The sequence below is a fragment of the Niallia sp. FSL W8-0951 genome, assembly GCF_038006525.1.
GTDB lineage: Bacteria > Bacillota > Bacilli > Bacillales > Cytobacillaceae > Niallia > Niallia circulans.
In genome coordinates this window covers 775,102-792,755 of sequence record NZ_JBBOVK010000001.1, presented here as the reverse complement: position 1 = coordinate 792,755, position 17,654 = coordinate 775,102, and the positions used below count along the sequence as shown (strand labels likewise).

Here is a 17,654-nt window from a genome sequence, read left to right as displayed (position 1 = left end):
ACATGTTACTTCCTCCTTCTACCAATTGACTATGCCCTAGGATGATAAGACATATACGTCTTTTTTAGATACTCATTTGTGACATGTGTATATATTTGTGTTGATGTTAAAAATGCATGACCTAATAATTCCTGAACCGTTCTCATATCTGCACCATTTGCCAGTAAATGCGTGGCAAATGAATGTCTCAATTTATGGGGATGAATTTTTCCTTGTGAGGATGAAGTATTCATCATTTTATTTAAGATATCACGAACTCCGTTATCTGTTAACATTCCTCCGCGATAATTAACAAACAGATAAGAATGATCTGTTGAATTTTTCATCAACTGATTCCTACCCGCTTTTATGTACGCTTCAAGAGCATTATGAGCAAAACTACCAAACGGAACATATCTTTCCTTCTGGCCCTTCCCCCTAACTAACACAGTAGAGACACTGAAATCAATATCGCTCAACTGAATTTTTGTACATTCACCAACACGAATGCCGGTTGCATACAATAATTCCAGCAATGCTTTATTTCTTAGTCCTAGGGGCGTGTTCGTATCACATGATAAAAAGAGTTGCTGCAATTCTTCCTCGTAGAAAAAATCAGGTAATCTCTTTTCTAGCTTTGGGATCGATACAGCAGAAAATGGGTTATTTTCTACTATTTTTTCCCTAAGCAAAAAACGATAAAAACTTCTCAAACTAGAGATTTTCCGAGCAATTGTTTTTCTTGCTAATTGCTTTGAAAACAGCTCTGTTAAGTATATTCTTACATCAGATGGACTTACGTCTTCTAACTTGTCTATTACTTGATCTTTCATAAAGTGAAAGAATTGGTTAATATCTTGTGTATAAAATTCTATTGTATATGGTGAGTAATTTTTTTCAATCTGCAAATAGGCAATAAATGCGTGAACATGATTGTTTAATTCCTGTTTCATAACCTCACCTCACAATGGCTTCATCATATTATCATACTTTTTAGCTACAATCAATCAATTTACATATTTTTCACAAAGTTCCGAATTGTTCGCATCATTTCTTTCACAACCTATTGTTTCTACACTCTTCCCTTTTGAGATTAAGATAATCCTAAATGATTATGGAACTTTCCTTCTAGAGTATATCGCTTTAAACACAGAAGAATTAGAATCAGCTACAAATGTAAAAAAATTGTCATTTTTTATTTCTGCTAAAATGTATGGATGATGTTCACTCATAGCATTTTACTATACGATTGAAAGAATGAAAAGTTTCTACTTTAAGCGAATTAATAATTTTTTCGCAAAATATCTATTTTTCTTCCATTATATATCTAATTTAGGGGATACTTGAAAAAGAATACTTGGGCAGTAACGTGACAAGAGAGTGAGCTTTTGCTCACCCTCAAATAAATTTATTTATTCTAGCTATTTTAACTTTGTGGTTCTTCTTTATAGTCGCAGTTTACGCACTGTACTTGAACGCCTTTTTTTAATTTTTTCTCCACTAACATATTTTCACATTTTGGACATGGTCTTTGTAGTGGTTTATCCCATGAAATGAAGTCACATTCTGGGAATCGATCACAGCCATAAAAAATTCTGCGTTTTTTACTTTTTCTTTCAATTATATTCCCTTCATGACACTTCGGACATTTCACACCAATATCCTTGACGATTGCTTTCGTATTTCTGCATTCTGGAAAATTACTACATGCCATAAATTTTCCATAACGTCCCATTTTAAATACCATCGGATGACCACATTCTTCGCAGTCCTCTCCAGCTGGCTCATCTTTGATTTCAATAGTTTGCATCTCTTGTTCTGCAACTTCAAGTCTTTTCTCAAACGTTTTATAAAAATCGTCGATAACCTTTACCCAATTGACCTTGCCCGCCTCAATATTATCCAAGTCTTGTTCCATATTGGCTGTAAACTCAATATTTAATATTTCTGGGAAAAATTCTAAAATTAACTCTAAAACAATTTCCCCAAGCTCCGTTGGAATAAATCGTTTGTTATCAAGAGCCACATAACCTCTTTTTTGAATTGTATCTAAAGTTGGTGCGAATGTAGATGGTCTTCCTATCCCCAATTCCTCTAGTGTTCTAACTAATCTTGCTTCTGTATAACGTGGAGGCGGCTGAGTGAAATGCTGTTTTGTATCAATATCCTTATTTAAGACAACATCTCCTTCTTTTAAATCTGGGAGCTGTCGATCTTTCTCATCAACGTTGTCATCTGTGCCCTCCACATATACCTTCATAAAACCTGGGAACTTAATTTTTGAACCATTAGCACGAAAAAGGACGTTACCATTTGATAAATCCACACTCATCGTATCCATAACAGCTGGCGCCATTTGGCTGGCAATAAATCTTTCCCACACAAGCTTATACAATCTAAATTGATCTCGGGATAAATATTCCTTCATCTTGCTAGGCTCACGACCTATACTAGTTGGACGTACTGCTTCATGGGCATCTTGAACCTTTGGATTTTTCTTCTCTTGTTTCTTCTCTTCACGTGTATACTCTTTGCCATATTGACTGTTTATATAGTCATATGCTTCACTTTGTGCAACCTCTGATATTCTAGTGGAATCCGTTCTCATATAGGTTATCAAACCCACTGTTCCTTCTTTTCCAAGATCTATTCCTTCATATAATTGCTGTGCTAACATCATTGTTTTCTTTGCTCGGAAATTCAATTTGCGGGCAGCTTCCTGTTGTAAAGAAGATGTTGTAAATGGAACAGCAGGATTTCTCTTCCGCTCTTTTTTACTCACTTTATCGACAGTAAACTTATTATCTTTTAACTGACTAGTAATTTTTTTTACTTCATCTTCTGAATGCAACTCAACTTTTTTTCCATTTACACCGTAAAAGGATGCTTCGAAATTATTTTTTCCTTTTATAAAACTTCCTTCAATGGACCAGTATTCTTCTGGTACAAATTCTTTAATTTCTTGTTCTCTTTCAATAATGAGACGTACTGCAACTGATTGTACTCTTCCTGCACTAAGCCCTTTTTTTACTTTTTTCCATAATAATGGACTGATATTATAACCCACTAAACGGTCTAAAACTCTTCTAGCCTGCTGAGAATCTACTAAATCCATATTAATCGCACGAGGATGCTTAAATGATTCTTTGATAGCATCTTTTGTTATCTCATTGAAAACAACGCGACAATCTGATTCGATATCAACATTTAAGCTATTTGCCAAATGCCAGGCAATTGCCTCTCCTTCGCGATCCGGGTCAGCTGCTAAATAGATTTTTTTGGCTTTTTTTGCTGCTGTTTTAAGTTCTTTTAATACTGGACCTTTTCCACGGATAGTTATGTACTTCGGCTCAAATTGTTTTTCTATATCAACACCCATTTGGCTTTTAGGCAAATCCCTAATATGCCCCATCGATGCTTTCACTTTATATTTTTTTCCTAAATATCGTTCTATTGTCTTTGCTTTAGCTGGTGACTCAACGATTACTAAAAAATCTGACATCAACTGTCCTCCTTAAGAGGGATTTAAATATTCACTATTATTGTATACTATGTTTTGATTTGTCAAACATTCCGATAACTAGCAAACGTTTTCACTCTCTTTATTTACATAATTTTATCTTTGAAATATCTATACGTTGCAAAATGTATAACAAAATGATAAAAATAGCAACACTTTTTTTGAATTTTCATGAAAAACTCCAAATTTATGGAAACAACTTTTCTTGCTCATTGGTTTGGAATAGCGTTTTTACTTTCTTAACTGCAGCTAAATCCCCTCCGGTGAATTCTCATTGGCAGAGATGTTAGTCACACTGACCGAACTAAAAAAAGATAATTCCTTAAATAATTTGCTGCTTATAGCGTATCACTTTCCTTTTGTATTGCAAACTATTTTCATTTTACTATCTGTGAAAATGATTATTTTATTTAATAAATTTGTCTGCAAAGCTATTTCTAGTTTACTTTTTCCTACTTCGATAAATGCTTCCATTCTTCTAGTATATCTTTTGCTTCAAGCACCGGCTTTGCTCCTTGTTGAATTAATTCATTTGGACCGTCTGAATAAGGACTAAATATATTGCCAGGAACAGCAAATACATCCCGCCCTTCATTTACAGCGAAATTAGCAGTTATTAAGGAGCCGCTTTTTTTCTTTGCTTCTACGACAAGTGTTCCATTGCTTAAACCGCTTATAATTCGATTTCTCATTGGAAATTGCCATTTTAGAGGCTTAGTTAACGGAGGATATTCGGAAATGACTAAATGATGTTTCATCATTTCTCCTGCTAACTCTATGCTTTCTTTTGGATAGATATGAAAAATACCTCCAGCAATAACACCGATGGTTTTGCCGCCATTTTCGATTGCCAGCTTATGGGCAATCGAATCAACCCCATGTGCAAGTCCACTTACTATGGTGATTTTCTCCTCTACTAGTTCTTTCATCAACCTTGTTATTACTTTGGTACTATAATTGGTAGCTAAACGCGAACCTACAATTGCAAGCTTTCTCTTCGATTGCAGCAGCTCAAGATCTCCTTTTGCATAAAGAACCCAAGGTGGTTGATATATTTCTTTTAAAAACGGCGGATATAACGGATCAAAAAATGTAATTGGATGAATTTGATTAAACCAATATTGGTTTAATTGTTCTTCAACATGATGAGAATGGATTGTTTCTACTATTTCCTTTTCCATAGTAGGTGACATCGAGGATATAAAGGAAGGGATTTTCTCCAACTGAAGAGTGGGATCTTCTTTTAGAAGACGATCGATCATTTTCCAGCTGATTCCTTGACAATGATGTAATTTCACTAATAATTTATTTATTATTTCCATCTTTTCTTCCTTTCGCTTTCTACTTTTCACAAAGAAATCAGCTAAAAATACAAAAGAAAGAGAAACATAAATTAAATAAGGATTATCTTCCTTCATTATAATTAGTTTTTCTGAAAATTCCTAGTATTGAGGTACTGTTTCTATTGTAAATTAATAGATTAGCTACATATGCCATCCTCTTTAAAAAAATCAAGAAAAAACCTAGCCTTATTTAGTGGAATAAGGCTAGATTAAGCTTTTCTCTATTTTGCTACCACTTCATGTGTCTTACATTTTTCGTATAACGACTGCTCTTTTAACACCTCAATAAGTGTTGCCCCCATATCAGATGGTGTTGGGGCTACTTTAATGCCACATTCCGTTAGAACACTAATTTTCTCATCTGCTGTTCCTTTACCGCCAGAGATTATTGCCCCCGCATGGCCCATACGCTTTCCTGGAGGAGCTGTACGACCGCCGATAAATCCAACAACTGGCTTCGTCATGTTTTCTTTCACCCAGCGGGCTGCTTCTTCTTCAGCCGTCCCACCAATTTCCCCAATCATGATAACTGCATACGTATCTTCATCTTCATTAAATGCTTTTAGTGTATCAATAAAATCTGTTCCATTAACTGGATCTCCACCAATTCCTACAGCTGTTGACTGACCAATCCCAGCTTGAGAAAGCTGATGAACAGCCTCATATGTTAAAGTACCAGAACGAGAAACAACGCCTACATGCCCTTTCTTATGGATATATCCTGGCATAATGCCAATTTTACATTCTTCTGGGGTAATTACACCTGGACAGTTTGGTCCTATTAATCTAGTCTTTTTCCCTTCCAAATAGCGCTTAACTTTCACCATGTCCAGAACAGGAATATGTTCGGTAATACAGATTACTAAGTCTAATTCGGCATCAACAGCTTCTAAAATAGCGTCTGCTGCAAATGGAGCTGGTACATAAATTACGGATGCATTTGCTTCGGTTACATCCACTGCATCTTTAACGGTATTAAATACCGGCACTCCTTCTACCGTTGTACCACCTTTCCCTGGTGTTACCCCGCCAACTATTTTAGTTCCATATTCAAGCATTTGTTTAGTATGAAATAGTGCTGTTGCACCTGTGATTCCTTGGACAAGGACTTTTGTATCTTTATTAATAAAAACACTCATTATGCATTCCCTCCTTGTTCTACTAGGGTTACAATTTTCTCAGCACCATCTGCCATTGATTCTGCTGCGACAATATCTACTCCAGATTCACGAAGAATTTTTTTGCCAAGCTCCACATTTGTTCCTTCCAAGCGAACAACTAATGGTACATGAAGACTAACTTGCTTTGCGGCTTCTACAATTCCAGTCGCAATAACATCACATTTCATGATGCCTCCAAAAATATTGACAAAAATCCCCTTCACATTAGAATCAGATAGAATGATTTTAAATGCTTCCGTAACTTTTTCTGCTGTCGCACCGCCCCCAACATCTAAGAAATTGGCCGGTTCTCCGCCATAATGCTTAACAATATCCATTGTTGCCATAGCAAGTCCAGCACCATTGACCATACAGCCAATATTTCCATTTAAGGCAATATAGCTTAAATCATATTTAGAAGCTTCTAATTCTTTTTCGTTTTCTTCATCTAAATCTCTATAGGCAACAATATCTTTATGTCTATACAATGCATTTGAATCAAAATTTAATTTTGCATCCAATGCGATAATATTTCCATCTTCCGTTAAAACTAAGGGATTAATTTCAGCAATAGAGCAGTCTTTTTCAACAAATACTTTATATAATCCAGTCATAAAGGCAACCGCTTTATTAACTTGCTTGCTCGGAATGTTAATAGAGAAAGCAACTCGACGTGCTTGAAATGGTGTTAAGCCAGTCACTGGATCAATAACTTCTTTTACAATCTTCTCTGGGTACTTTTCTGCAATTTCCTCAATTTCTGTACCGCCTTCTTCAGAAGCCATCAATACGATTCTAGATGTTGCTCGATCCACAACAAAACCTATGTAATATTCCTTCTTGATCCGGCAACCTTCTTCAATTAATAATCGTTTTACAACTTTTCCTTCGGGACCTGTTTGGTGAGTTACTAATGTGCTCCCTAGAATGTCAGAAGCATATGTTTGTACTTCATCTAAGCTTTTGGCAACTTTTACTCCTCCAGCCTTACCGCGACCACCTGCATGGATTTGCGCTTTCACTACCCATACATCACTATTTAATGTTTCTGCAGCTCGCACTGCCTCTTCTACTGTAAAAGCTACTTTTCCTTTTGGTACTGCGACGCCATTTAATTCTAAAATCTCTTTCCCCTGATATTCATGAATATTCAAGCTTCCACACCCCTTATTTTCCCTTTTTGTGTAAAATTGGAGACAACTGCATGATGACTTTCGTGAATGAATAACTTTTTCCCATCCATTCATTTGTTTTTTCCAAAACATAAGTATCGTTATCACTGTATTAATATTCTTTTCGAGAGCAAATTACGATTATTTTATGTATTTAGAAAAGACAAAAATATGTTCACGCTTTCATTTTAAAGGAAAAAACCTTTCTTTGTCTATAAAAAAGGCTTTTATCTTTAAATATTTTACAATTAAAAATATTTTTTCTTTCTTATTTTCCTTTTTCCCCCTCTTTTTCCCCCTCTTTTTCCGTTACTTCCTTCTCTAAAGCATAAATAAATGCAAACACTTCTGCCACTGTCATGTATAAATCTTCAGGAATTTGTTCATTTATATTTAATTTACTTAAAAGCTCTACAAGAGAGGGATCTTCTTGAATTGGAATGTTCTCTTTTTTGGCACGTTCCAGAATTTGTTCTGCAATCACGCCTTTGCCTTTTGCAATAACGGTAGGGGAAGCGTGTTTTTGCTGTTCATAAGTTAATGCTATTGCTTCTTTCCTTTTTAAAGAATGGTGTTTATTCATATTTTTATATCCACCCCTCTGTAGGCATTTCCTTTCACTGCTTGTTGGGAACTCCATATGGGTTTGTTTTCTTTTGACAAGTCTTTCACATGAATAGACAGTAAGGTATAATCTAATTCCCGTAGTTTTTCTTTTAAGGGCTCCTCTGCCTGTTTAATTAAGGGCATTATTTTTGTTGACTGATCATTTAATATAATCATGTTCATGATTCTATTTTGAATATGGATATCAATAACTGTATCTTTTAAATTAGCCAGTTCTAAGTAAAAAAGAATGCGACAATAATTACTATCGACTTTTCCATCTGCTGTTTTTCTGCCATTATATTGCATTGTCACATCCACTTGTTGATTAAAAAAACGAAGAGGAATTTCTGTTATCATTTGCATCATTGGACCTGTTTGCTGACTGATAAGCTGATACCCTGTCACTTTATCAATTAATTGACCTGCAGTTTCTTTCACAACATCAGGGATATCTTTTCCCATCAATCCTAGCAGCAATGGTTTTAATATTTCTTTAGTTGTTTGCTCCTCTATTTGCGTATGCTGTAACAATCCCGCTTCAAACGAATAGCCCATTTTATGCAGAACAGCTTTTAGTGAAGCAACGATATTATCTTGAGCAACCTTTCCACTCTCACTAATCCCCGAAAGAACATCCGCTACCTTTGGTTCTTTAATATGATAGGTAGACAACTGCTGCTGAAGTTCATTTAGCAGCACACTAACTCCTTTATTGGATTGCAAGGCGGAAATACTTGCAAATACTTCCTTTGTTAGAGGGAGCTCTCTTTCCATCATAAGACCGATAGTAGCAAGCTCCTGTTTCCCTATTGATTTTGGCAGCCATTCACCTATAGATCTTATCGCTTCTTTCGAAATTGGTAGATTATTAGATAGTAAAAAATGAAGAAGCAGTTTATTTTCTTTCGTATCGGTAAGATGCAGCTGCTGAAGTAATCCATTGATATTCCCCTTTGCAGCTGGAACTTCTGATGACTGCGGCAATACTTTTAGAACTGGTTTGTTATCTGTAATGGAAACTTGAAACCAATAACTTTTATCAAGAGTTAACGGAATCGTTAGGTTTGCAAGCATTTTTTGTGAGCCTATTTGTACCTCTGCCATTTGTTGAGGAAAAAGTTTCGTTAATTTCCCATAAACTAGTTGTCCATCTCGTAATTCCAGACTTTTATTACTCATAAGGTTTTCTTGAAATAAAGTTTGGACAATATGGTTCACATTCATCTTTCTCTTCCTCCTTCCTTACAGATTCAGCTAGTTATTTTCTACCATCTCTTTCACAGGGGAAAAACTTTTACGATGATGAATGGTAATTCCGTACTCTTTAAGAGCAGCTAAATGTTCCTGTGTCCCATAGCCCATGTTTGTCGCAAAATGGTATTCTGGATATTCTTGATGCAGCTCTTTCATCATACGATCTCTTGTCACTTTTGCTATTATACTAGCTGCAGCAATAGAGACACTTTTACTGTCTCCTTTAATAAGAGATTGACTTGGATATGGTGTCGTTAATTTCATTGCGTCAATTAGTAAGTAGTCTGGCGTTTGTGAAAGTTCATTAATTGCTAGAAGCATCCCTTTTTTTGTTGCTTGATAAATATTTATACGATCAATTTCAGCAGGTGAAATAATTCCCACGCCAATGGCAATTGCTTCTTTTTGGATTATCTCGTAAAATAATTCTCTTTTTTTCTCAGATAATTTTTTTGAGTCATCGATACCTGGTAAATAGAAATCTTCTGGCAGGATGACAGCTGCTGTAACAACAGGCCCTGCAAGCGGTCCTCTGCCAACCTCATCGATTCCTGCTATATATGTATAACCTTGCTTTCTGATAATTTGTTCATAGTGGTTCATTGATAGAAAGTGATGATGGAGCTTTTCTTCCTTCTCTATCCGCTTCTTCCACGCTTCTAAAAGCTTCTGAGCCCCTTTCCTCTCGTCTTTTTCTAATTCAAGGATAAATGGGTCATTTACTTCCCTTATTGCTTCTAGCGCCTCTTTGATATCTTTCATTGTTGCTAATTTCATTGTTTACACCTCAGTAGTTATATCGGTTCAATCGCTTCCTTTTTTATAGCCCCGATCACATTCCCTTCCAAGAGACCGGTCCTATAAATGGTCCTATTATTCCGTGTGGGATGCTTCATATCATTTCTTATCTCCCATATGATTCAAAGCGCTGGACCTAATCATTTATAGGTAAATATATATTACATAAAAAAGAGAAGTGTCTGTTTTTAGCCACTTCTCCTTGCAGTTTTTCCCTTACATTTCGTCTGCTCTTTCAAAAGTTAGCGGACCAAACTTTTCACCTCTAATGTCACGAATAATTAGTTCCGTTACTTTATCATAGTTAACGATACCGCCACCCGACAGAGCTCCTCTTATCTCACCGATACGATCAAACAGCTCTACTGTATCTTCTGGAATTATTTCTAATTGGTACCTTTCTTTTAAACGTTGCGGATACTCTTTTTCCAAAAAACGAAGTCCGAATATAGCAATGTCCTGCAAATTCAAAATTGTATCCTTTATCGCACCTGTTAATGCAAGCTTTAAGCCTACTTCCTGATCTTCAAATTTCGGCCATAGTATTCCAGGTGTATCTAATAACTCCAGTTCTTTCCCTACTTTAATCCATTGCTGCGCTTTCGTCACACCAGGTGTATTCCCCGTTTTGGCAATGTTTTTCTTTGCCAACCGATTAATTAAAGTAGATTTACCTGCATTAGGAATTCCAACAATCATCGCTCGAATCGCTCGAGGTCTAATCCCTTTCGCTTTCATCCGATCAAATTTTTCTGCTAGTACTTCTTTTGCTAAAGCAGTAATTTCTTTCATTCCAACACCTGCTTGAGAGTTAATCGCAAGTGCTCTTATCCCTTGACTTTGAAAATAACGAATCCATTCTTTCGTTCGTTCTTTATCTGCCATATCTGCTTTATTTAACAAAACAATTCTTGGCTTATGCTGGATAATTTCATCAATCATTGGATTTCGTGAAGATTGCGGAATTCTCGCATCCACTAATTCAAAAATAATATCAACTAGCTTTAATTTTTCCGTTACTTGCCTTCTGGCTTTTGCCATATGCCCTGGAAACCATTGTATAGTCATGCATGCACCTCTATTTCTCCCACTAACATTATTCTACTATTTTCCAATCAGCTATTGGCCAATATACCACACTCGTAGTACCAATAATTTTATCAAAGCCAATTGTACCGATATGACGACTGTCTTTACTATTGCGACGGTTATCTCCCATCACAAATAATTCTCCTTTTGGCACAGTTGCTGTAAAGTCTTCTGTTAGAGGGCCTATTACGCCTTCTTTATTATGTTCTAAATAAGGTTCTTCATAAGCTTGTCCGTTCACATATAAAACATCATCGCGATATTCAATTGTATCTCCGGGTAGACCAATTACTCTTTTTATATAGTCCTTACCTTCTGGAGCGTGGAACACAACAATATCAAAACGCTTCGGTTCACTTACTTTGTAATTTATCTTATTGACAATCATTCGATCTTGATCTAGCAATGTAGACTGCATGGACTCACCATCAACTACAATTGGAGCAAATAAAAAATAGCGAATAACAACAGCAAGTAAAACAGCAATTATTAATGCTTTACTCCATTCCCAAATTTCATTTTTCTTCTTCTTTTCAGTTGCCATACCTTTCACCAATCCTTAACTGAACAATATAGGTATTTTTTTATGTATGGTTAAAAGTTCTCTACCATGATAATATTTTAGCGGAATTTCCGGATGAAGTAAAATTGGAAAGATTACAGTTGGACTTTTGTTCCAGATTACTCCAATTATTCGCATATAGATTAGAAATAGATTTGCTAAGTTGTGATTCCATTTAAAGACCACTTCAGTTTCCTTTCTCAGCATCCCCCTCATTTTTGGATGAATTATAGGACTATTATTTCTAATATGCGAGTTTTCTATAAGCAGCATTTAAGGATATAAAAAAGAGCTTGTTACAAGAACAGGCTCTTTTTTGGTAACAATTATCGAATTTCTTTAATACGAGCTTTTTTACCACGCAGGTTACGTAGGTAGTAAAGTTTCGCACGGCGTACTTTACCGCGACGGATAACTTCTAGCTTCGCAATTTTAGGTGTGTGAACAGGGAATGTACGCTCAACGCCAACTCCGTAAGAAACTTTACGTACTGTAAAAGTTTCGCTGATTCCACCACCACGACGCTTAATTACAACACCTTCAAATAACTGAATACGCTCACGAGTACCCTCAACAACTTTCACGTGTACACGTACAGTGTCACCAGGACGGAACGCAGGAAGATCAGAACGAAGTTGTTCTTTTGTAATTTCTTCTATTAATTTTTGCATCGTTTTCAACTCCTTCCAACAGACGCTCTTGCACTCATAGATAGAGACCACTTGCAGCGGAACATCGTTATAAGACCCTTCACAGAAATTCATCTGTTTAAGTCACAAGTGTTATCTTAACATAAAAGGAGCATAACAGCAATATTTTTTCTGAAAATAATAGTATTACCTTGCTCCTTAATAGATTCCTTCATCAAATCATCAACAATTCCATCCCCCATTAGCTTGGATGATGCTGATTTGTTAGCTCTTTTACCAACTTTTTCTGCTTCTCAGTCAGCGGATAATTTTCGAGTAAATCTGGTCGTCTTTCAATCGTTCTTCGGAAGGATTCCCTTTCTCTCCATTCATCAATATGTGCATGATTTCCAGAAAGCAGCGTGTCTGGTACCTTCATTCCTCGGAAATCGGCTGGACGAGTGTAATGAGGATGCTCCAACAAACCAGTGCTAAAAGAGTCATTAACATGGGATGCTTCTTTTCCAAGCACGCCTGGTAATAAACGTACTACACTATCAATAACGACCATAGCCCCTAATTCGCCGCCTGTAAGGACATAATCACCAATGGAGATTTCATCTGTCACTAAATGTTCTCTAATTCTCTCATCATAGCCTTCATAATGTCCGCAAATGAAAATCAAATGCTCTTCTTGTGCTAATTCCTCTGCTTTTGCTTGACTGTATCTTTCGCCTTGAGGGCACATCAAGATGACACGAGGCTTTCTGTTATCTTTTGGTTTTAGAGCGTCCACAGCGTCAAATATAGGCTGTGGCTTCAACACCATTCCCGCACCTCCTCCATATGGATAATCATCAACGGTTTGATGTTTATTATCGGCATAATCGCGAAAATTGACGATCTTATAAGCTACTTTTTCCGCTTCTTGTGCTTTTTTTAAAATGGAGCTATGAAGGACGCCTTCAAACATCTCAGGAAATAAAGTCAATACGTCAATTTTCATTAAGACAACAGCCCTTCCATCGGCTCTATGACAACTACTTTTTCTTCTACATCTACTTTCATGACTACCTCTTCAATATAAGGAATTAAAATTTCACTCTTATCTTTACCCTTTACCACCCAAACATCATTTGCACCTGGTGTTAAAATTTCTGTGATTTCTCCAAGTTCTTCTCCTTTAACTGTCACTACTTTACAGCCAATAATTTCATGGAAGTAATATTCATTCTCCGCAAGCTCACCTAAAAAACTCTCTGGAACCTTCAGGAGACCACCCTTCATAAATTCTACATCATTTACATTATCATAGCCTTCAAATGTAAGTAGATTGAAGTTCTTATGCTCACGATGACTTTTAATTTTCAGTTCTAGGGGATTTGCTTTATCGTTTTGAAAAAAATAAATGGTGTTTCCAATTTTATATCGTTCTTCTGGAAAATCAGTACGAGAAATGACGCGGATTTCTCCTCTTATCCCATGGGTATTTACAACTTTTCCAACATTAAACCATTTTTCCATTACCTTCACCTCTATCGAATGTCAACCACTATTCCATCTTTGACAACAATCGTCTTCTTAGTACTTTCCCAAGCCTGTCCCACTTGAACATCAACAAGTCCCATTACTTCCTGTTCTTTAATCTCTGTCCCTAACGGTAGTATATGTAATTGCTTTAATTGAAACTCTATCGTTTTTTGTTTCTCTAATTTATTTGTAACTTCCTTACGAAAAAAAGTTTTTATTTCCGAAATAGAAGGATTATTTTTCAATTGTTTTCTTTCTTCAAATTGAAGCTGCTGTATTTCTTTTTCTAACTGCTGTATTTCTTGCCTATATCGATCGGAAATCGACTTTTTGGTAGTTTCGGTTAATACTTGTTTTACTGTTACAGACTGAAGAATCTTCATTCACTTCCTCCTAACAGATGACAACTTTAGTCCTTACTACTAACAAAGTAACACAGATTACTGTTTTCGTCTAAAAACAAAGGGGGGAATCAATTTTCCGAACGTAATTACAACTATTTTTCAGAAAAGCTGCCGTTTGTTTCTGCCTTTTAGGGTAATGAAGTTATATTAGCTATTTATAGTGCGATCATCAGCCCAAAATCTCGATTTATCAGCCAATCCTGCTTTCTTATCAGCCAAATTTCCGATTTATCAGCCAAACACGCTCTCTTTTCAGCCAAATTTCCATTTTATCAGCCAAAGCTACTATTTCCCCTAAAAAATAAAGGAAGGAGGGTTCCCCCTCCTTCCTTTTCATTTAATCTCTAATATCAACAATAATTTTCTTTTGTTGTAATGATCCTGCTGCATAAACAATCGTTCGAATTGCTCTAGCAACTCGCCCTTGCTTCCCTATTACCTTTCCAATGTCATTCTCGTTGACAGAAAGCAAGTAAGTGATACGATTATCCTCTTCTGTTACAGTTACAGCAACTTCCTCTGGAAAATCAACAAGGGGCTTAACAATCGTTTCTATAAGCTCTTTCATTGCATCAAATATTATTTACCGTTTTTGATATTGTGGAATTTCTCCATAATACCTTGGTTAGAGAATAGGTTACGTACTGTATCAGATGGTTTTGCACCATTTTGTAACCATTGTAGAGCTTTATCTTCGTTGATTTCCACGATAGCAGGGTTTGCTACTGGATTGTAAGTTCCTACTGTTTCAATGAAACGTCCATCACGTGGTGAACGAGAATCTGCTACTACGATACGATAAAAAGGAGATTTTTTTGCTCCCATTCTTTTTAAACGAATTTTTACTGCCATTTAATATTGCACCTCCGAATAGTTTCACACAAGATAGTATATTATCAGATACTCCAACACTTTGTAAAGTGTTTTTTCTTGTCAGTGTTAAAAATCTTTATTTAAGCCCTCTCACAGGCAGTCTCCGCGCCATTCCAATGGACAAACAGATCCTCTTTTTTACAAATAATCGCTGTTAAAAAGGGTTAAATGGTAATTTAAATTTACCTTTTTTCTTGCCTTTTTGACCCATATTGGTCATTTGCTTCATCATTTTTTTCATATCATCAAACTGTTTTAAAAGTCGATTTACTTCTGGAACCGTTCTTCCGCTTCCTTTCGCAATACGCTTTCTTCTGCCAGAATTGATAATTTCAGGATGCTCTTTTTCTTGCTTTGTCATGGACTTAATGATTGCCTCAACATGGGCAATTTGCTTTTCATCCACCTTCATATTATTTAAGCCTTTGATTTTGTTCGCACCTGGCATCATTTTTAATAATTCGTCCAGCGGCCCCATACTTCTAACTTGGCTTAAGGAATCAAGAAAATCATCAAAGGTAAATGAATCAGACTTCATTTTCTTTTCTAACTCTCTTGCTTTTTCTTCATCTACATTAATTTGTGCTTTTTCGATTAAGCTTAGGACATCGCCCATTCCTAAGATTCTGGAAACCATTCTCTCAGGGTGAAACGCTTCAAGCGCATCCATTTTTTCTCCCAAACCAACAAATTTAATTGGTGTATTTGTAACAGAACGAATAGAAAGTGCTGCTCCCCCGCGTGTATCCCCATCAAGTTTTGTTAAAACAACTCCCGTTAATCCTAACTGCTCGTTAAAACTGCCAGCTACGTTAACAGCATCCTGCCCTGTCATTGCATCGACAACGAGTAATATTTCTTCTGGGTTTGCAAGTTCTTTGATCTGCTTTAATTCATCCATTAGTGCTTCGTCTACATGAAGGCGACCAGCTGTATCAATTAAAACATAATCATGATGATCTTCTTTTGCTTTTTCAATTGCTTGTTTTGCAATTTCAACTGGACTAACTTGATCTCCTAGTGAAAATACCGGAAAATCAAGCTGCTTTCCTAAAGTTTGCAATTGCTTAATCGCAGCAGGACGATAAATATCTGCAGCTACCAATAACGGATTACGATTATGTTTTTTACGCAATAAATTCGCAAGCTTACCAGTAGTTGTTGTTTTACCTGCCCCTTGTAGTCCGACCATCATAACAACAGTTGGAGGGCGCTTACTAACGCCAATTTTACTTTCTTCTCCACCCATTAATTCAGTAAGTTCTTCTTTTACTACTTTAATAACTTGTTGTCCAGGAGTTAAGCTTTTTAGCACTTCCTGTCCAACTGCACGCTCACTTACTTTTTTGACAAAGTCTTTTACCACTTTAAAGTTAACGTCCGCTTCAAGGAGTGCAAGACGAACTTCACGCATCATTTCTTTAACATCCGCTTCATTTACTTTCCCTTTTCCGCGGATTTTTTGCATCGTGTTCTGCAGTCGGTCAGCTAAACCTTCAAATGCCATACGTCAGCCTCCTTAATCTAATTTCTCTAGTTCCTCTACTGCTTCTCGCAACGCAGATATAGATAAGGTATCATGTTCTAGCATTTTTTTCATCTTTTCAAAAAGAACTTGACGTTCCTGAAATTTCTGAAGTAACACTAACTTATTCTCATATTCTTCTAGCATTGCTTCCGTACGTTTAATGTTGTCATACACCGCTTGACGGCTTACATTGTACTCCGCAGCAATCTCCCCAAGAGAGTAATCATCCAAATAGTAAAGAGACATATAGCTTCGTTGCTTCGGTGTTAACAACGACTGATAGAAATCAAATAAATAATTCATTCTCGTTGTTTTCTCAAGCATCGAATAATACCCCCGTGTTAAGTCAAAAGCCTTTACATCGACTATTTTACACACCCCCAAAAAAGATGTCAAGAAAATATCTTTACAAATCGAAAAGCGGAAGCGCCTTGGTTATCGTTGTACAAACTGGTAGGTGTCTTACTGAAATAAAGGAAACACAGCGAAAGACAGTGAACTGATGTTGACTTATCGTAGGGAAGCGGTGGAAAGCCCATCAGCCCCTGGACACTCGGAGCCGGACAAATCGAAAAGCGGAAGCGCCTTGGTTATCGTTGTACAAACTGGTAATTGTCTTACTGAGCATCTATAAATGAGATAAGTTTTTTTGACATAAAATACACATAGGTTTTACTAAGCTTCTCTGTTACCTTTTTCTCCTCTTTCCCGATTAAGTCCATATAATTGTGTAAAAAGAATCCGTAATTAATTTTGATATAGAAGCGATTACGAAATCTTCTATCGTTTTAGTATTAAATGAACTTATGGAAAAAGAGCGTGACCTCTATCTAAATGCCAATTCTTATGAACGTTCTGCCGACCGACGTGATTACCTTAAAGGCTATTATGAGCCAGAAAAAAGACACCTTATAAAAGCTGCCTAATCAAACGTTTCATATATCTCTTTTCTGGAGGACTCTATCTTTGAATATTAAAATTAATATTTCTAAAAAATTGCTAGATTCATAATTCTAGAATTTCAATGATCTCGTAGCCTCTTTTGCATCTGTTTTATCAGCAGTTTGTGGTGCATTTCAGTTCTGTTTTCTATCCCATACATTAGTTTGTTTTTATTAACTACACTATATAAATCGCCTATACCAATTGCATTTCCTAGTTCATGTGTAGCCGTTACGGTGTTTTTTTGCAGTAGTTCTACCAT

Annotated in this window: 19 protein-coding genes and 1 pseudogene; 1 reads left to right on the top strand and 19 read right to left on the bottom strand. The window is 36.2% G+C overall.

Features of this window, described 5'->3' with window-relative positions; translation table 11 throughout:
• Positions 1-29: 29 nt before the first annotated feature.
• The 18 genes from xerC to NSS71_RS03445 form a co-directional block, all read right to left on the bottom strand.
• Positions 30-932, bottom strand: coding sequence for a tyrosine recombinase XerC (gene xerC / locus NSS71_RS03530; RefSeq protein WP_047939994.1), 903 nt, complete (start codon positions 930-932; stop codon positions 30-32).
• A gap of 473 nt (positions 933-1,405) precedes the next feature.
• Positions 1,406-3,481 (bottom strand): type I DNA topoisomerase, encoded by a 2,076-nt coding sequence (gene topA / locus NSS71_RS03525; RefSeq protein WP_095257550.1) that lies wholly within the window; start codon positions 3,479-3,481, stop codon positions 1,406-1,408.
• 470 nt (positions 3,482-3,951) lie between these two features.
• Positions 3,952-4,821, bottom strand: coding sequence for a DNA-processing protein DprA (gene dprA, locus NSS71_RS03520; RefSeq protein WP_341151957.1), 870 nt, complete (start codon positions 4,819-4,821; stop codon positions 3,952-3,954).
• Between the two features lie 242 nt (positions 4,822-5,063).
• A complete protein-coding gene (gene sucD / locus NSS71_RS03515; RefSeq protein ID WP_047939992.1) occupies positions 5,064-5,981 on the bottom strand; it encodes a succinate--CoA ligase subunit alpha in 918 nt (305 codons plus the stop codon).
• Entirely contained in the window at positions 5,981-7,156 is a 1,176-nt protein-coding gene (gene sucC / locus NSS71_RS03510; RefSeq protein ID WP_047939991.1) for an ADP-forming succinate--CoA ligase subunit beta, read from the bottom strand. Before sucC ends, sucD begins: the two co-directional genes overlap by 1 nt.
• A 286-nt stretch (positions 7,157-7,442) precedes the next feature.
• Positions 7,443-7,757 (bottom strand): EscU/YscU/HrcU family type III secretion system export apparatus switch protein, encoded by a 315-nt coding sequence (locus tag NSS71_RS03505; RefSeq protein WP_341151295.1) that lies wholly within the window; start codon positions 7,755-7,757, stop codon positions 7,443-7,445.
• Positions 7,754-9,007: a hypothetical protein gene (locus tag NSS71_RS03500; RefSeq protein WP_061796710.1), complete on the bottom strand. Its 1,254-nt coding sequence runs from the start codon at positions 9,005-9,007 to the stop codon at positions 7,754-7,756. Before NSS71_RS03500 ends, NSS71_RS03505 begins: the two co-directional genes overlap by 4 nt.
• Positions 9,008-9,037: 30 nt before the next feature.
• The gene (locus NSS71_RS03495; RefSeq protein WP_095257551.1) at positions 9,038-9,814 is read right to left on the bottom strand and encodes a ribonuclease HII; all 777 of its coding nucleotides are present in this window, start codon (positions 9,812-9,814) and stop codon (positions 9,038-9,040) included.
• A 237-nt stretch (positions 9,815-10,051) separates the two neighbouring features.
• Entirely contained in the window at positions 10,052-10,903 is an 852-nt protein-coding gene (gene ylqF, locus NSS71_RS03490) for a ribosome biogenesis GTPase YlqF (protein ID WP_047939987.1), read from the bottom strand.
• A gap of 28 nt (positions 10,904-10,931) precedes the next feature.
• On the bottom strand, positions 10,932-11,468 hold the full coding sequence (gene lepB, locus NSS71_RS03485) for a signal peptidase I (protein ID WP_047939986.1): 537 nt from the start codon (positions 11,466-11,468) through the stop codon (positions 10,932-10,934).
• A gap of 344 nt (positions 11,469-11,812) precedes the next feature.
• Positions 11,813-12,157: a 50S ribosomal protein L19 gene (rplS, locus tag NSS71_RS03480; protein ID WP_047939984.1), complete on the bottom strand. Its 345-nt coding sequence runs from the start codon at positions 12,155-12,157 to the stop codon at positions 11,813-11,815.
• 220 nt (positions 12,158-12,377) lie between these two features.
• Positions 12,378-13,121, bottom strand: a complete 744-nt coding sequence (gene trmD / locus NSS71_RS03475) for a tRNA (guanosine(37)-N1)-methyltransferase TrmD (protein ID WP_047939983.1) — start codon at positions 13,119-13,121, stop codon at positions 12,378-12,380.
• A complete protein-coding gene (rimM, locus tag NSS71_RS03470) occupies positions 13,121-13,639 on the bottom strand; it encodes a ribosome maturation factor RimM (protein ID WP_144579777.1) in 519 nt (172 codons plus the stop codon). The genes trmD and rimM overlap by 1 nt, the downstream gene beginning before the upstream one ends.
• Before the next feature lie 11 nt (positions 13,640-13,650).
• Positions 13,651-14,028 carry a YlqD family protein gene (locus NSS71_RS03465; protein WP_047939981.1) on the bottom strand — a complete coding sequence of 126 codons (378 nt, stop codon included), beginning with the start codon at positions 14,026-14,028 and terminating at the stop codon, positions 13,651-13,653.
• 358 nt (positions 14,029-14,386) lie between these two features.
• The gene (locus NSS71_RS03460; protein ID WP_031534442.1) at positions 14,387-14,617 is read right to left on the bottom strand and encodes a KH domain-containing protein; all 231 of its coding nucleotides are present in this window, start codon (positions 14,615-14,617) and stop codon (positions 14,387-14,389) included.
• Positions 14,618-14,628: 11 nt separating this feature from the next.
• A complete protein-coding gene (gene rpsP, locus NSS71_RS03455; RefSeq protein WP_016201097.1) occupies positions 14,629-14,901 on the bottom strand; it encodes a 30S ribosomal protein S16 in 273 nt (90 codons plus the stop codon).
• A gap of 175 nt (positions 14,902-15,076) precedes the next feature.
• Positions 15,077-16,429: a signal recognition particle protein gene (ffh, locus tag NSS71_RS03450; RefSeq protein WP_341151294.1), complete on the bottom strand. Its 1,353-nt coding sequence runs from the start codon at positions 16,427-16,429 to the stop codon at positions 15,077-15,079.
• Between the two features lie 12 nt (positions 16,430-16,441).
• Positions 16,442-16,774, bottom strand: coding sequence for a putative DNA-binding protein (locus NSS71_RS03445; RefSeq protein WP_047939979.1), 333 nt, complete (start codon positions 16,772-16,774; stop codon positions 16,442-16,444).
• Positions 16,775-17,196: 422 nt separating this feature from the next.
• On the opposite strand from NSS71_RS03445, the pseudogene NSS71_RS25640 reads away from it, so the two are divergent.
• A pseudogene (locus NSS71_RS25640) lies at positions 17,197-17,349 on the top strand (IS256 family transposase); the annotation flags it as partial.
• A 122-nt stretch (positions 17,350-17,471) separates the two neighbouring features.
• Here the strand turns inward: NSS71_RS25640 and NSS71_RS03440 are convergent.
• Complete coding sequence (locus tag NSS71_RS03440; protein ID WP_144544195.1) at positions 17,472-17,654, bottom strand: hypothetical protein; 183 nt, start codon at positions 17,652-17,654, stop codon at positions 17,472-17,474.

Coding starts and splice junctions, on each gene's coding strand:
- xerC (WP_047939994.1), bottom strand. CDS start 932: ATGAAACAGGAATTAAACAATCATGTTCACGCATTTATTGCCTATTTG.
- topA (WP_095257550.1), bottom strand. CDS start 3,481: ATGTCAGATTTTTTAGTAATCGTTGAGTCACCAGCTAAAGCAAAGACA.
- dprA (WP_341151957.1), bottom strand. CDS start 4,821: ATGGAAATAATAAATAAATTATTAGTGAAATTACATCATTGTCAAGGA.
- sucD (WP_047939992.1), bottom strand. CDS start 5,981: ATGAGTGTTTTTATTAATAAAGATACAAAAGTCCTTGTCCAAGGAATC.
- NSS71_RS03505 (WP_341151295.1), bottom strand. CDS start 7,757: ATGAATAAACACCATTCTTTAAAAAGGAAAGAAGCAATAGCATTAACT.
- NSS71_RS03500 (WP_061796710.1), bottom strand. CDS start 9,007: ATGAATGTGAACCATATTGTCCAAACTTTATTTCAAGAAAACCTTATG.
- NSS71_RS03495 (WP_095257551.1), bottom strand. CDS start 9,814: ATGAAATTAGCAACAATGAAAGATATCAAAGAGGCGCTAGAAGCAATA.
- ylqF (WP_047939987.1), bottom strand. CDS start 10,903: ATGACTATACAATGGTTTCCAGGGCATATGGCAAAAGCCAGAAGGCAA.
- lepB (WP_047939986.1), bottom strand. CDS start 11,468: ATGGCAACTGAAAAGAAGAAGAAAAATGAAATTTGGGAATGGAGTAAA.
- rplS (WP_047939984.1), bottom strand. CDS start 12,157: ATGCAAAAATTAATAGAAGAAATTACAAAAGAACAACTTCGTTCTGAT.
- trmD (WP_047939983.1), bottom strand. CDS start 13,121: ATGAAAATTGACGTATTGACTTTATTTCCTGAGATGTTTGAAGGCGTC.
- rimM (WP_144579777.1), bottom strand. CDS start 13,639: ATGGAAAAATGGTTTAATGTTGGAAAAGTTGTAAATACCCATGGGATA.
- NSS71_RS03465 (WP_047939981.1), bottom strand. CDS start 14,028: ATGAAGATTCTTCAGTCTGTAACAGTAAAACAAGTATTAACCGAAACT.
- NSS71_RS03460 (WP_031534442.1), bottom strand. CDS start 14,617: ATGAAAGAGCTTATAGAAACGATTGTTAAGCCCCTTGTTGATTTTCCA.
- rpsP (WP_016201097.1), bottom strand. CDS start 14,901: ATGGCAGTAAAAATTCGTTTAAAAAGAATGGGAGCAAAAAAATCTCCT.
- ffh (WP_341151294.1), bottom strand. CDS start 16,429: ATGGCATTTGAAGGTTTAGCTGACCGACTGCAGAACACGATGCAAAAA.
- NSS71_RS03445 (WP_047939979.1), bottom strand. CDS start 16,774: ATGCTTGAGAAAACAACGAGAATGAATTATTTATTTGATTTCTATCAG.
- NSS71_RS03440 (WP_144544195.1), bottom strand. CDS start 17,654: ATGGTAGAACTACTGCAAAAAAACACCGTAACGGCTACACATGAACTA.